This window comes from Micromonospora sp. LOL_023 (assembly GCF_048060115.1).
In the GTDB taxonomy this organism is placed as follows: domain Bacteria; phylum Actinomycetota; class Actinomycetes; order Mycobacteriales; family Micromonosporaceae; genus Micromonospora_E.
This window is the reverse complement of the sequence record NZ_JBHMIM010000057.1, coordinates 1-14,230: the sequence shown is the minus strand read 5'-3', so window position 1 is coordinate 14,230 and position 14,230 is coordinate 1. Positions and strand designations below refer to the sequence as shown.

At 69.2% G+C, this 14,230-nt stretch carries 10 protein-coding genes; 2 read left to right on the top strand and 8 right to left on the bottom strand.

What is annotated here, in order from left to right:
- Positions 1-196: 196 nt before the first annotated feature.
- Both ACFHVL_RS25265 and ACFHVL_RS25260 read right to left on the bottom strand, forming a co-directional pair.
- Positions 197-2,077 carry an alpha/beta hydrolase family protein gene (locus ACFHVL_RS25265; protein ID WP_416630926.1) on the bottom strand — a complete coding sequence of 627 codons (1,881 nt, stop codon included), beginning with the start codon at positions 2,075-2,077 and terminating at the stop codon, positions 197-199.
- The gene (locus ACFHVL_RS25260; RefSeq protein ID WP_416630925.1) at positions 2,074-3,384 is read right to left on the bottom strand and encodes an MFS transporter; all 1,311 of its coding nucleotides are present in this window, start codon (positions 3,382-3,384) and stop codon (positions 2,074-2,076) included. The genes ACFHVL_RS25265 and ACFHVL_RS25260 overlap by 4 nt, the downstream gene beginning before the upstream one ends.
- A 279-nt stretch (positions 3,385-3,663) precedes the next feature.
- Here ACFHVL_RS25260 and ACFHVL_RS25255 point away from each other — a divergent pair, with 279 nt between their 5' ends.
- Complete coding sequence (locus ACFHVL_RS25255) at positions 3,664-4,572, top strand: GNAT family N-acetyltransferase (RefSeq protein ID WP_416630924.1); 909 nt, start codon at positions 3,664-3,666, stop codon at positions 4,570-4,572.
- A gap of 331 nt (positions 4,573-4,903) precedes the next feature.
- On the opposite strand, the gene ACFHVL_RS25250 is transcribed toward ACFHVL_RS25255, so the two are convergent.
- Positions 4,904-5,062, bottom strand: coding sequence for a hypothetical protein (locus ACFHVL_RS25250; RefSeq protein WP_416630923.1), 159 nt, complete (start codon positions 5,060-5,062; stop codon positions 4,904-4,906).
- Positions 5,063-5,323: 261 nt separating this feature from the next.
- Here ACFHVL_RS25250 and ACFHVL_RS25245 point away from each other — a divergent pair, with 261 nt between their 5' ends.
- Positions 5,324-5,668: a hypothetical protein gene (locus ACFHVL_RS25245; RefSeq protein WP_416630922.1), complete on the top strand. Its 345-nt coding sequence runs from the start codon at positions 5,324-5,326 to the stop codon at positions 5,666-5,668.
- A gap of 147 nt (positions 5,669-5,815) precedes the next feature.
- Here ACFHVL_RS25245 and ACFHVL_RS25240 read toward each other — a convergent pair whose 3' ends face one another.
- From ACFHVL_RS25240 to ACFHVL_RS25220, 5 genes are all read right to left on the bottom strand, one after another.
- A complete protein-coding gene (locus ACFHVL_RS25240; RefSeq protein WP_416630921.1) occupies positions 5,816-7,072 on the bottom strand; it encodes a Wadjet anti-phage system protein JetD domain-containing protein in 1,257 nt (418 codons plus the stop codon).
- Positions 7,069-10,440: an ATP-binding protein gene (locus ACFHVL_RS25235; RefSeq protein WP_416630920.1), complete on the bottom strand. Its 3,372-nt coding sequence runs from the start codon at positions 10,438-10,440 to the stop codon at positions 7,069-7,071. The genes ACFHVL_RS25240 and ACFHVL_RS25235 overlap by 4 nt, the downstream gene beginning before the upstream one ends.
- On the bottom strand, positions 10,437-11,096 hold the full coding sequence (locus ACFHVL_RS25230) for a DUF4194 domain-containing protein (RefSeq protein ID WP_416630919.1): 660 nt from the start codon (positions 11,094-11,096) through the stop codon (positions 10,437-10,439). The genes ACFHVL_RS25235 and ACFHVL_RS25230 overlap by 4 nt, the downstream gene beginning before the upstream one ends.
- Positions 11,093-12,577 carry a DUF3375 domain-containing protein gene (locus ACFHVL_RS25225; RefSeq protein ID WP_416630918.1) on the bottom strand — a complete coding sequence of 495 codons (1,485 nt, stop codon included), beginning with the start codon at positions 12,575-12,577 and terminating at the stop codon, positions 11,093-11,095. The genes ACFHVL_RS25230 and ACFHVL_RS25225 overlap by 4 nt, the downstream gene beginning before the upstream one ends.
- A gap of 172 nt (positions 12,578-12,749) precedes the next feature.
- Entirely contained in the window at positions 12,750-13,763 is a 1,014-nt protein-coding gene (locus tag ACFHVL_RS25220; protein ID WP_416630917.1) for a trypsin-like serine peptidase, read from the bottom strand.
- Positions 13,764-14,230 lie beyond the last annotated feature (467 nt).

The window sequence follows — 14,230 nt, the reverse complement described above, 5'->3', positions numbered from 1 at the left end:
GACAGCGGTGGTCCGCCCGCCTCCACCCCGTACGACCGATCAGAACTTGATCTTGACCGTGACCGTGACCTGTACGCCCGCGCTGCGAAGCTGGTCGCGGTTGCCGTTGATCGGGTCGTTCTCGACAACGTTCTTCCGCATGCCGTTCACCTCCTCTCCAATGGACGACCGACTTGCCAACGTGCGGTGGGTCGGGTCAGCCGACCGGCCTGGCCATCGCAAGCGCGACCGGGGTCCCCTCCTCCTGCACGCCGTCGAAGTGCCGCTGCATGAACAGCAGCACGGTCTGCATCAACGCGAGATGGCTGTGCGCGTCGAAGTCGTCGTGCCCGGCGCGCCGCCGGACCAGCTGATGCGGCACCCGCCGCGCCGCGAGCAGGCCCGCGTACCGTTCCACCGGCGCGGGCGGGCAGCGCACGTCGTCGCTGGAGACGGCGAGCAGCACCGGCGCCCGGACCTGGCCGACGTAGCTGGCCGGCGACGACCGGGTGTACGCCTGCGGCACCTGTTCGGGGGTGCCGCCGAAGAGCATCACGTCCAGCGCCTGAACCGCTGGCGAGGCGGCCTGGAAGGCGGCGGCGTAGTCGGCGATCGGGTTGATCGCCACCCCCAACCGCCACAGCTGCGGCTGAACCCCGAGGGCCAGCAGCGTCAGATAGCCGCCCCACGAGGTGCCCCACAGGGCGACCCGACCGGCCTCGATCGTGCCGGCGGCGACCAGGTGCTCGCGGACCGCCGCCAGATCCGCGACCTGGGTCAGGCCCACTCCGTCGCTGAAGTCGTTGCGCCAGGCCGAGCCGTAGCCGCTGGACCCCCGGTAGTTGACCCGCACCACCGCGCATCCGGTGCTGACCAGGACCTCCACCAGCGGGTCGTACGCGTCCCGCGCGTGCTGCGACGGTCCACCGTGGACCAGAAAGACGGCCGGATGGGTGGCCCGGTCATCGTTCGGGACGGTCAGCAGGACATGGATCCGCCCGCCCGGTCCCGGCACCCACAGCTCCCGCCGCTGGTAGTCGTCCACCGCCACCGCTGCCGGATCCGGCTCGGCACCACCGTCGGGCAGCCGCACCCCGCGCGCCGACCGCAGCTGCGGCGGGGTCAGCGAATCCGTCCAGATGTAGACGACATCGCCGTCCGGCCAGACCGCCGCGTCGAGCACACTGCCCGCCGGGGTCGGCCACACCACGCTGGTACGCGAGGTGAGGTCGGCTTCGTGCAGGATCGTACGCGCGTACTGGTCCTGCCGAATCAGGATCCGCCGGCCGTCCGGGTACCAGCTCGCGGTGATCTCGGTGTCGAACCAGCACCAGCCGTGCACCGTCAACCCGTCTTGCCTGGTCCAGGTGGCCGGGCAGTACCGGCCGTCGGACTCCACGACGAGCAGTAGCCGGGGTTCGCCGTCGCCTCCGTTGCCGCCTCGGTTACCGCCGGGCGCGAAGCCCAGCGCCCAGACCCGCCGGCCGGGGTGACCGGCTACCCGGCCGGCCGGCGTACCGTCGCGGTCCAGGACGGTGACCGCGTCGGCGGCTGCCGCGTCGGAGCCGACAACGGCGAGGTCACCTGTTGGGTCGAGGTCGACAAGGTACGCGTACCCGTCGATCCGGGTGACCTCGGTGATCCGGCCGTGCGGCTCCCGACGGTGCAGCGCCAGACCGTCGTCGTCGGCGAGCCCGACCAGGGCGGTGCCGTCGTCGGCCATCGCGATACCCGCGTGCCGGGCGGGTGCCACCCCGGGCAGCGCCGGAACGGACGTCGCCACCGCGCCCTGCGCCGGGCCAGCCCCGCTGGATGCCGGTGTCGTCGTGGTGGGGCGGTCGGGAAAGTCGGTGGTACGCCAGACACCGACCCCGGCCAGGTCGTCGTCGAACCACCACACGGTCTCACCGGCCGGATCGAGCGCCGCCCTGATCGTGCCGGTCGGCCGGTCGGTCAGCTGCGTCAGGGCACCGGCCCGGCGGTCCCAGGCGAAGATCTGGCACCGCCCGTCGGCGTCACCGACGTACACCACCCGGTGCGGTGCGTGCTCGGCGACGACCGGCAACGCCGGGTAGAACAGCCGGTACTCGCGACTCATCGACGTGCCTCCTCGACCTGTGACTCTGGCTCCGACTTGGACTCGGGGGCGGGCCCCGGCAGTGGCTCCGTCTCGGCCTCGGCCTCTTCCGCGCCGGCCCGCAGTTGCCGCAGGTTGACCGTGGTGTACGTGGCCAGCACGGCCAGCACCGCAGCGAAGATCAACGCGACGGCCGTCGGGCTGTACCAGGCGACCAGCAGCCCGGCCAGCAGCGGTGCCGGAGTCTGCAGCACCTCGCCGGCGGTTCCCATCACGGTGCCCACCCGGCCCTGCAGTTCGTCCGGGGTCAACGCGATGACCCGCGCCTGGAAGATCACCCCGAGCAGCGGGCTGAGCAGGAACACCAAGCCGAACAGCAGCCCGTACGTCCAGGTCTGCCGGGCCTGGGACAGCGCCACCACCAGCGCCACCATCGCCCAGGAGGCGACCACGACGACGGTCATGGGCCGGACCCGGCTGAACACCGCCGGCGCGGCCAACGCACCGGTCAGACCGCCGACACTGGCGACGGTGAGAATCAACCCGATCGACGCGGCCGGAGCGCCGTCCCGACCAGCGGTGAGGATCGCAAAATAGATCAGGGCACCGAAGGTGAAATTGATCCCGGCGGCCCAGATGGTCACGAATCTCAGGAACGGCTGGTTCCATACGAACCGCAGGCCGTCACGCAGATCGGCAAGAAATGACGTACGCCCGCTGCGGGCCGGCGTCAGGTCGGTACGGATCGCCGACACCAGCAGCGCCGACACCACGTACGAGACCGCGTCGACCAGGAATGGAACCCAGCGACCGAGTTGATAGAGCGCACCACCGAACACCGGACCGACGATCTGTACGGCGTGGTTGCGCGCCTCCAATCTTGAGAGCGCCCGTTTGTCGTCGGCGGGCAGCACCCGTCGGATGGCACCGGCACCGGCGGCCTCGTACCCGCTCTGCGCCAGCCCTTCGACGAAGGCCGCGCCGACGAGCACCGCGAGGGTGGCCGTTCCGGTGGCGACCCCGACGAACAGCCCGCCCATGACCACCCCTGCCACCAGCAGGGATGTAACCATCATCAGCTTGCGTGGCAGACGGTCGGCCAACACCCCGGCCGCCGGGGCGGCGACCAGCCGGCCGACCAGGGCCGCCGCGCCGACCAGGCCAGCGGCCGCCGGCGAACCGGTTGTCGCCAAGGTCACCAGTGGAAAGACGATGCCGGAGGTCTGCGACCCGAGCTGGTCGACGGCACCAGCGATCCAATAGAGTCGGAAATCCCGCTTCCTCATTGTCTCGGCCGACGATTCGTCCGCCATGGATGCGGCTGACATCAGCAACACCACGTGATTGACATGAACGTCCCAGCTTTGTAATCGAGACTTCCCAGCTTGCGTTAATCAGGTCAGCGAAACCGACTGGCCACCCCCGATCGGGGCCGTGGACAGAGGCTAACAGCGTCCGCAGCACGAAGCAAGGATGTAAATACGTTGAGCGATACAACCCCGGCTAATCCCCGGTCATTCAAACCGAACTTGGCAATATTCGTCACAAGAATTGCCGGTGTACCGCAGGAGGAAGTATTTAGCAGCAAACCCGGTATCAGCGTCGTTGTGCAGACACGGCCCGGGTTCGGCCGAAAGCCGGATTCCACCCGGCAGCACCGGGTACGTCAGCCCTGCACCGTCCTGGGCCCGGCCACGGGCGCGATGTCGGCCAGACACGGTCGGGTCGACCACGTCGTCCTGGCTCTGCAGCATGACCGCCCTGACGGCGGGTATTCGTCGGTCATGGTGGGCAGCGCGAATACCTTCTCGCGATCCCGCACCCTGGTGGCGGGGTCGGGTCGCAGCAGAGCCGTCGTCCGGCCGGCCGGGCACGCCGATCTGGCGACCACGGCCCGTACCCATGTGGAGTTCCTGCCGGTCGGGCTGTTTCCGTCGCTCGGGGCAGGCTTCGTCCGCCGCTGGCAGCGCACCTACCTCGACTCCCGGCACGGCGTCGGTTACGTGGTCACCGACCCGGCGACACCCGACGATGACGTTGTCGGATTCCTGCTGGGCACCACCGACCAGGCCGCCCACATGGCGGCACTGTTCGCCGATCGCCGGGCGCTGGCGTCCCTCGCGGCGGCCGGTGCTGGGGCGTTGGCCCGCCGCCCCGGGCTGGCCCGCCAGCTGTCCTCCCGGGCCGTTCCCTGGGCCCGCCAGATCGCGCAACGCCGCTCCGGCCAGCCGGCCCCGGCGAACGGGCCGGCCGACAATCCGCAGGTGGCGGTGATGGTCGCGGTGGCGGTGCAGCCGCAGTGGCGGGGCAGCGGAATCGGGGCGGAACTTGTCCGCCGGTTCGTCGAGGATGCGCGTCGCGCCGGGGCGGCGGAGGCCGAGTTGGTCACCCCGGTCGGGTCGGCCGGCGCGACGGGATTCTACGAACGGCTCGGCTGGGAGCTCGGACCGTGCTGGCACACCCGCGACGGCGACCAGCTTCAGGCGTACCGTCAGCGCCTCGTCTCCGCAGCCTGATCGGACCGCCGGCCACGCCCAGGGGGCGGGTCGAGTGGGCAACGGTACGGCGTGCCGGTGCGGCGACAGCACCGGCAGCTGCTTCAGCAGGAAGTACGCGAGTGACGTTCCGACGTGCTTCTGTCGAAGCACGTAGTCAACCACCATCGATGACAACGCCGCCTGGATCTCGCACGCCTGTGGCCCGACAGTGGATGCGGCCTTGATGGCGTGCCGCGCGGCGATGGCCTCCCAAACGTCGGGGCCGCCGGCCAGCGCCGCCCGCTGCCCGGCCGGCCCGTCGCGCAGCAGGATGCCGGGGTACGTCTCACCGTCGTACCAGCTCATGGGGCTACTCCTCCTCGTCGAAAGGAAGTGCGGGTCCGTCGTCGGTGACTCCGTCGGGGAGCCGGCCGGCGGCGGCGAGCCGCTCGTACGCCCAGCGCCAGTCGTCGCAGCGGCTCCGCAGGCAGGACACGCAGACCTTGAGCGTCGGCGAGTCGCTGCTCACCGCGCGCCCGCGTAGTAGTGGTGCTGGCCGTTGGGCCGCCGCGCCAGCGGCGCGGCAGGAACCGCATGGCGCGCACCGCCGGCCCGGTCAGCCGCGATCGCCGTACGCCGTCAGGACCGCTGTTGCTCCGGTGGTCGCCGCCGGTCACCGCCACCAACCGGTGCCGTACGGTCGCCGCGTTTCGCCTGAACATGCTGAGCCTCCTGTGGGGAGAGAATCGTGGAAAGGCGCCGGGGCGGGGCAGGATCACGCCAACCGAGTTTGCAGACCTGGGAGCCGCGTTGCCGGGCACCCGCCCCGGGCCGTGCCACCACGATGCCGGAGGTACGCGGCAGCTTCATCGGCCGACTCGAACACCCCGATCCGGTCTTCAAACGGAACGAGTACCTGGGAAAGCTCAACATGGCTACGGCCCTGTACCAGCAGGGCGACCATGCGGGATCCGGCGCGATCGCACTCAACGTTCTGCCTGCCGTCGCGTCGCTCAAGTCTCAACGCGCACGGAAGCGACTGGCGTCGCTGCGCACCGACCTCGGACGGGCGGCTCCACACGTGCCGGCGGCTCGTGACTTCATCGATGGGTACGACGCCGCCAAGGTCGCCTAACTTGCGGTCGACGGTCTCAAGCTCGACGTCTACGACGCCCGTAGCCCCGTCGAGGTGACGCCTACGCACCCTAAAACGGACGCGTGAGGTGTCTCAGCGTCACCTCGACGAAAGTGCGAACCGCGGATCGCTGAGACCGAGCACCGGTCAGCCAGGGCCACCATCGTCGTCGCCATTGAGGAGTACGTCGCCCGGCACAACAAACGGTCCGACCTGCTCGACCCGCAGTGCCTGCTCGACCCGGCTGAAGCGGATCCGTTCCTGCTCCAGGCGTACCGCCGGGCCGAAGGTGTCGGTGACCAGATCGGCGTACAGCGCCGACTCGTCCGGCGTCAACGCCGGCATTACGGTGTTGACCGGACTCGCCTCCCGGCCCCAGTGCGGCCGGTGGGCCAGCAGGGTCACCCGGTCCATCAGCATCGAGCGCACGTGCGGGAACACCGCCCGCAGCCGGTCCAGGATCGCGAAGCCGTGCGTGTCGATGTCACCCCAGTAGATCAGCTCACGGTCGGCCAACCAGGGCACCGCGTGCAGCGCACTGGCCGCGTACCCGCCGCCGAGGATGGCGAGAGCGCCGTCGACCTGCGGCAGCGCCAGGTAGGTGATCTCGTTCTCCACGACGAACACCCGGGTCGCGGCGATCGGGACGGCGGCCAGCTCCCCGGCCCGCACGGTCAGCTCCCGGTACGGTGCCAGCCCGGCCGGTGGGGTCGCGTCGAGCGAGCGGAGCCGCACGTACGCCGGTTTGCCGCGCAGCCGGTAGCGCTGCACGAACCGGCTCGGTGGATGCTCGGCCGCCACCCGCTCCGGTGGCAGCTGTCGGTCCAGCAACTCGGCCAGCACCCCGCGATGCTGTTCGATGAACTTGGTGTCCACCCCGGGCACGTCGACCTGCCGCAGATAGCGGTCCGGTCCGCCGTACCGCTCGATCCAGCGCACCGTGTCGACCAGCCGGTCCCATCGGTCAGCCTGCGCCAACGCCTTCATCGGATGGTCCGTGACCCAACCGGCGAGCGCCGGCGCGGCCCGGTGGGTCCGGTCGAGCAGCGTGGCGAAGCGCTCCACCTCGCCGGCCGCCCGCAGCAGCCGCCACAGCTGCTCCGGCCGCTCGATCCTCACCTTGGCGGGCACCGTGTTGGTGCCGACCAACCGCCCACCGACGGTCTTCCACTCCAACCGGACGAGCGTGTCGTCGACCTGCCGCCACCGGCCGAGCCAGTCCTGCGCGGCACCGAAGTCGGCCGCCAGCTCCGCCGAGGTCGGTGCCCGCAGCGGCAACTCCACCGGCTGCCACGGCTCGCCCCGGGCCAGCGCACGCAGGAACTCTCCCGCCGCCCAGCGCCGGCGCAGCTTTTCCCGGAGGTCGTCGAAGCTGGTCCAGGCCGGCTGGGGTCGCCGGCTCACCCGTCGGCCCGTTCGTAATCCTGCCGGCGGGCATGGTATTCGTCGATGGTCAGGCTCTGCAGCCGCGAGTAGCTGCCTTTCGGGTTGTCGACGAAACCGACCGCCGACACGTGCGGCTCGATGACGTGGATCTTCTGCAACGGAGTGACGATCAGCAGCTGCAACCCGATCCGGTCGAACAGCATCAGGGCGAACCGCGTGGACTCGTCGGAGCCGCGCCCGAACGCCTCGTCGATCACCACGAACCGGAAGGTGCCCGCGCCGGTCCCGCCCGCCGTGTCCAGTTTGAACTGGTACGCCAGGGACGCGGCGAGGATCGTGTACGCCAGTTTCTCCTTCTGTCCACCGGACTTGCCGCCCGAGTCGGTGTACGTCTCGTACTCGCTGTCGTCCTCGCGGTAGCGTTCGGTCGCCGAGAAGACGAACCAGTTGCGCACGTCGGTGACCCGCCGCGCCCACACCTTGTCGACCTCGGTCAGGCCCTCCCGCCCCTGGAACCGCTCGATGATCTGCTTGACCTGCAGGAACTTCTGCTCCGAGTACTGGTCGGAGTCGTCCGCGCCGAGCGAATTGTCGGTGCAGGCCCGCAGGTCGGTGCGGAACTGCCGGATCTCCACGTTCGGCGTCGGGTTGCCGTCCAACTCGATGTAGCGGCCGGCGTTGTAGTCGATGCCGACCAACGACTTGTTGATGGTGTCGATCCGCTCCTTGATCAGGTCAGCCTGCTTGCGTAGTTGCGAGTGGAAACTGGCGATGTCGCGGACGGTGTTGGTGTTCAGGTACGTCTTGAACTCGGCCTCGAAGCGCGGCAGGTCGTCCTGCACCAGCCGGTCCCGCATCGCCCGGTACTCGCCGGCCGACTCGATCGAGTTGTCCAGCTCCGCGGTGTCCAGCGGATACCTGCTGCGGAAGTCGGCCATCCGGCTGGCCGCCCGGGAGCTGGCCTGCTGCTGCCGACGGGCGGCGTCGTCTCTGCGGCCGGCCAGGTCGCGATCCAGCTCGGCGCCGAGCTTGTCGTAGTCCTCCGGACTGCCCGGCACCGACGATTCGACCAGGGCGGCCAGCGCGTCGAACATCGCCGTGGCGGCGGCGTAACCTGGCTCGGCCAGCAGTTCGGCGGCCCGCCGTCGCGCCGACTCGTCGCGCTCGATCTGCCCGCCGATCTTGCCGATCCGGCTGTTCAGCGTCTGGCGGTCGGATTCCAGGACCGTGATCCGGGCGTCGACCCGGTCCAGCTCGGCGGTCAGCCGGGCCAGCTCACCCGAGGCGGACTCCAGCCGCTGCTTTTCCCGGATCAGCTGCCCGATCCGGGTTGCCGACGACTGCCAGTCGATCTCGGTGGCGTCGACGAACTCGACCAGCTTGCTCAGCGTGTCGCGCCGGCGGGACAGTCTGTCGAGCTGGCCGCGCAACTGATCCCGCTCCGCTGCCGCCGCCCGGTGCTCCTGGGTGACCTGCAACGCCTTGGCCAGCAGCGCCTCGATCTTCTGCTGCACGCTCCAGCCGAGAACGTAGGTGCTGCGGTCGTCGATCCGGGACCGGTCGTCCTTTTCGTGCCGGCCACCGGCGTCCTTGGTCTGCCCCGCCCTGGTCACCGCTCGTTCGGCCCGGCGGAACTCGGTCACCGAGTCGACGCACTCGTAGCCGGCCCGTCGATGCAGTTCCCGGGTCAGCCAGCCGCGCAGCGGCGACTCCTTGACCTCCAGCTTCGCCGACAGCGGCCGGTCACCGTACGGCTGCTGCGGCTGGCGTGGCACGGACGCCGGCACCCGGTAGTAGACCAGCCGGCCGGACAGGTGATGGTTGTCCGCCCAGTCGGCGACCGCCGGATAGTGCGCGTCCGGCACCAGCAGCGACAACGCGAACCCGCGCAACACCCGCTCGGCGGCGCCCTCCCACCGGGTCTCCTCCGCCCGCACCTGGATCAGCTCGCCAGCGAACGGCAACTCCGACTCGGGCAGCCGCAGCGCCGTGCAGATCGCCGACCGCAGCTCCAGGTTGCGGCGCGGGATGTTGCTGCGCCGCTCGCGCAGGCTGCGCAGTTCGGCGTTGACCTCTTCGGCCTGCCCGCCCAGCTCCCGCACCCGCACCTCGGCGTCGGTGAACGCGTTCTGCGCATCGGCCTGTGCCCGATCACCGACGGTCGCCGCCTCGGCGACCTGATCGCGGCGGGCGGCGAACTGCTCGATCGCGCCGATCTCCGGCAGCCCGGCCTCGGTCAGCAGCAGGTTGTACCGGTCGGACCGCTTGCGGCGCTCGCCGCGTACCCGCTCCTGCTCGCCGATCTGGCGTTGCAGGTCGGCGATCCGGTCGCCGCCGTGCCCGGCCCGTTCGAGGTCGAGGCGGCGGTGCTCGGCGCGGCGTTCCGCCAACTCGTCGATCACCCCGGTCAATGCCGCCTGCTGCTCGTCGCGCTCCTTGCCGTGGGTGGCGATCCGGGTGTCGAGCAGCTCGACCTTGCCGCGGGCGCAGAAGTACGGCAGGGCCGCCCGCTGCGCCGCCAGCTCGTCGACCTGCCGGCCGTGCGAGTCGTACTGGTCGCAGGCGTCCAGCAGCGGACGCAGGTCGGCCAACTGCTCACGGGCCCTGACCACGGCCGAGTGTGCCCTGGTCAGATCCTCGAAGTGGGCGACCAGCCGCCGGATCCAGCCGCCGGCGTCGAACGGCTCCAGCATGTGGTTGCGGACGAAGTCGTTGAGGTCACCGACCGCCTTCATCGACACCGTCTGGTGGAACAGGTCCATCGCCTGGTCGGAGGCGATGCCGAGGCGGCGGCGGAAGTCCTTGCCGTACTCGGGGAAGTGGTCGTAGAGCTTGGCCCCGGCGGCGCGCAGCCGCTTGCGCAGCGCGGTGATCTCCGGGCCGAAGTTGACGAAATGCTCCGCGATGGTGAGATCGACGTTGGCGACGAGGAAGAACCGGTCCGGCTGGCCGGCGTTGCCCTCCCGCATCCAGAACACCTGGGCCAGTGTCACCGTCGCCCCGGTGCTCTGATCGGCGAAGACCCCCAGCAGCACCGAATAGCTGTCGGTGCCGCGCAGCCCGACCGGCCGGGACGCCCCGGTGGCCTCGTCACGCTCCGACTTGTAGTAGCCGAGCATGTACGAACGCAGCGACCGTTCCCGCGTCTCCGCCCCGGCCGCCTTGTTGTACGAGATCTTGTGCGCCGGCAACAGCAAGGTGGTGATCGCGTCCACGATGGTCGACTTGCCGGAGCCGATGTCGCCGGTGAGCAGCGCGTTCGCGCCGCCGGGCCGCAACGTCCAGACCCGGCCGTCAAAGGTGCCCCAGTTGCGGACCTCCAGCCGCTGCAGCCGGAACCCGACCAGTTGCCGCGCCGCAGCGTTGTCGCTTGCGGTGTCGGTCATGTCTCGTCCTCCGCACCAGGGCCGGCACCAGGCGCGTCGCCGCCCGGCGCGTCAGGCCGAGCGCCGGTGAGTTCGGCGGCGTACTCGGCCAGCCGGGCGTCGAAGTCGGCCAGCCACTGCCCGTCGACGTACGCTTTCAGGATGCGCCGCACCTCGTAGCTGGCGTCGCCGTCCTTGACCTTGCGTAGGAAGCCCAGATCGACCACCTTGCCCAGATGGGCATCGATCTGATCGACCAGCCGGGCCTCGCCCAACGACGTCGGCAGGAACGTCGCGAGCATGTCGATGATCTGCTGACGGGTCAGCACCAGGCGGCTGTCGGCGTTGTCGGCGTCGAACTCGGCGAGCTTCTTGCGCAGCAGCGCCAGCAGCAGGCTGACGTGGAACGACAGCGACCGCCGGGGGACCAGCCGGGGGATCGCCGACGCCTGGGCGTCGTCCGGGTCGTCGTCGCGGGAGCGCAGGTACGCGTACCCCTCGGCCTCGTCGACGACGACGGTCAGGCCCATCACCGCGACGTAGTCACGCACCTGGGCCTGCAGTTGGGTCAGGTGCTGCCAGGGCACCGGGTGTGCCTCACGGTAGAGCACCCCTTTCATCAGATGGGTCACGGCCAGCGACAGGTTCGGCTCGGCCGCTCTGGTGGCGACGGTCAACGTCCGATCTCCTCTCCGGCGCTGGCAGCCACACCAGCTCGGACAAAGGACACCGCCGGAAGTACGGCGGACCGCAGCCGGCCGTCGTCGTCACGCCAGCGCACCTGCTCATCCTGCTGTTCGTCGAAGAGCACGTCGAACTCGGGATCCCGCAACGACAGGTAGGTGACCAGCTCGGCCAGGCCCTGCTCCAGCGGGTGCCGGGCCAGTAGCTCGGGCAGCGAGACCTGGGCCTCCCCGGCCAGTTCCCCGCGCACCGTGCCGCGCAGCCGGGTCGGGTCGACGTACACCTGGTCGAACAGCGCCGAGACGTCGATGGTGACCGGGCCGGTGTCGCCGTCCGGGTCGCTCTGCAGCGCCTGCTTGACCCGGGGCCGGTAGAGCGGGCGTTCCATCGGCAGGGTGACCTGCGGCGCGTTGGCGTCGATGTCGTGGCGCAACCCACCGAGCGGCTGGTCGCGCAGCTCGATCGCGTGCGACTCGATGCTGCGCAGGATGTCCATCACCCGGCGGTTCTCCAACCAGACCTGGTCGTCGAGGAACCGACGCAGCTGCTCGGAGAGCATTCGTACGGTGGCCTGGGTACGTTCGGCCGCGTCCAGCCAGTCGTAGTGGATGCGCCGCATCCGGGGTTCCGGATCACCGATTGCGTCGAGCTGCTGCACCTTGGCCAGCAGGTCGCTGAACTCCTCCTGCCGCTGCGGGGAGAGCAGAAAGTCGTAGAAGGCGTGGAAGGTACGGCCCTGGTCGGATTCAGCGATGCTGTGCCGGCTGCCGACCACCTCGTCCAGCAGGTCCCCCTTCGACCCGCTCCAGGTCGCGATCTGCTCGCGCAACGACCGGTCCAGTGCCCGGAAGTTCGCCTCGACTTCCCGAAAGTCACCGAGCAGGCCGCGCGCCGTCGTGACGAACTGCTGGTAGCGGTCACGCTGGGCGGCTGGCTCCAGCAGCTCGACTTCGCCGGCGTTGACCCGCTCGATCTCGGCGTCGATCTCAGCACGCCGGGCGTACAACTCGGTCAGCCGTACGTCCGGGTCGGTCTCGGCGCCGAAGACCATCTGACGCAGCAACTCCAGCACGATGTTGAGGCGCGACTCGGTGCCGACGAAGGTACGCCCACGCAGCGACTGCACCCAGGCCAGCGCCCTTTCCACTGCCGGGGTGGCGTCGAAGTACGCCTCGTCGGAGCCGGGTGGGTAGTACTTGCGCAGCCAGCCGACCTCCGGCTGGGCCCACTCGTCCAGGTACGCCTTCGCGCTGCGGGGAAAGCTGCCCTCGCCGAGCCGCGCGTTGAGCGTGTGCAACTCGTCGGTGAGCTGGCCGGCCAGCTCGGCGGCGGAGATCGACCGGATGTTTTCTTCAACGAACACCCGACCGAGGAACGTCAGGACCAGCGCGGCGTGATCGGCGCGGAGCAACCGCCAGCCCGGGTCGTTGCGCCGCAACCACTCCAGGTCGTCGAACTCCACGGGCTTCCTCACGCTCGATCAGTTCAGTCAGCCATCCATGTTACGGATCTTTGGTCGAACCGACAATCTTCAACGCTACCCACGATCGTTGCAACCGTTGTCAGTCGCCGAATTGTCGACGAAAGGAGCCCTGGCCAGGTCGGCCAGGGCTCCCGTGGACGGTTTCAGGACGGTGGTGTCGGCGTCACGCCGGAGAGATACCTTCGGCGAAGTCGTAGAGGCTCTTGATGTCGTTGTCGAAGTACGGGCCATCGAATTGGCCGTTGCCCGGGTTGTCACCGTGGCTCACGACGCTGTTGATGTATCCGTACCCAATCGAGTCGTCGTAATCCTGCAGCCAGGGTCCGCCGCTGGAACCGTAGGTCATGTTGCAGTACATCCGGATCTGCTGGCCGCCGGCGTTCCACGTGGTGCCCTGGCAGTAGTACTGGCTCTCGCCGCCGCCCAGGTTCGACGGATAGCCGAGAGCGGTGACATAGACGCTGTAGCTGTAGTTCCAGCGCAGCCCGTGGCCACCGACGGTGTCGACGACCTTGGCGCCGTAGATGCCGCCGTTGTTCATGACGGCGATGCCCATGTCCTCGGCGTAGCTGCCGCTGGTGATCCACGCCGTGCGGGTGTTCAGGCTGGACGCCACGAAAGTGCCGTACGGCCGGACACCGTTACGGTAGCGCGGAACGAACTGCCAGTTGCCGTACCACTGCCCGCCGGGACCCTGATGTACGCAGTGACCTGCGGTCATCACCAGCCGCCGCTTGCCGCTGGCCACGGTGCTAGCCGAGCAGGAGGCGGTGCCGCCGGTCGGGGTGGTGAAGTAGACCTTGCCCACGGCCTGTGACTCGTTGAGCATCAGGTGAGCGTCGTCGCTGCCTTTGATACTCGGTGCCAACGGGGCGACCGAACCGACCGGCCCGTTGGGCTTCGCGTCCTGGATCGTCGATCCGGCCGGTGTCGCCGATCCGGCGAAGGTCAGGTCGACTGCCGAGGCCATGCGCTCTTCGGTCCAGAACTCGGTGACTTCCTTGGCGATCTTCGCGTTGGTGATCGCGCGACCGTCGCTGGTGCGGGCGACGGCGGTGGTGTTGCCGTTCCGATCGCTCGTCTCCGCTGACGGAGTTGCATTGGCGGCCGGCGCACCGGTCACGATCAGCGCGAGCGAGAGGCTGGCCATTGCGGTCCAGCGCAGGGTGGATTTCAAGAGGACCTCCCATGTCTCTTGGCGCCCCAGGCGGGCCACTGCAGCCTATTTACAGTTATCCATTGATCACAATGCCAAAAGAAGACGGATCATCGACAGTGGCACGTAAGCGCTTTCAGCAGGGCTGACGCAATATCCACTTTCCGCGTCGCCATAAATTTCGAAGCTTTGCCCTGAAGGCGTCAGAACCGCGCCAGAGCCCCGACATAATCGAGGCCAATTTCCGCCGCACCTAATCCATCCCGGATCAGCGTGAATGGTTCCGATACTGCGTCGTCCAACTATTTCGTGTCTGTTACGGCTACTCCTGCTGTAAGCTCCACTACCTGCTCAAAGCTGGCAAAGCCTCGGCACCCACCCAATTGCCGGCGTCGGCGCCGGCCCGACCGGGGCGCGACCTAGTACGGCAGCCGCCATTTGTTAGTTGACCAGGGCGTATTCGCGGTTGAGGCGGGTGCGTTGGTGGT

Excerpts from the sequence above, each read along its gene's own strand:
- ACFHVL_RS25260 (WP_416630925.1), bottom strand. The coding sequence starts at position 3,384 with ATGTCAGCCGCATCCATGGCGGACGAATCGTCGGCCGAGACAATGAGG.
- ACFHVL_RS25265 (WP_416630926.1), bottom strand. The coding sequence starts at position 2,077 with ATGAGTCGCGAGTACCGGCTGTTCTACCCGGCGTTGCCGGTCGTCGCC.
- ACFHVL_RS25235 (WP_416630920.1), bottom strand. The coding sequence starts at position 10,440 with ATGACCGACACCGCAAGCGACAACGCTGCGGCGCGGCAACTGGTCGGG.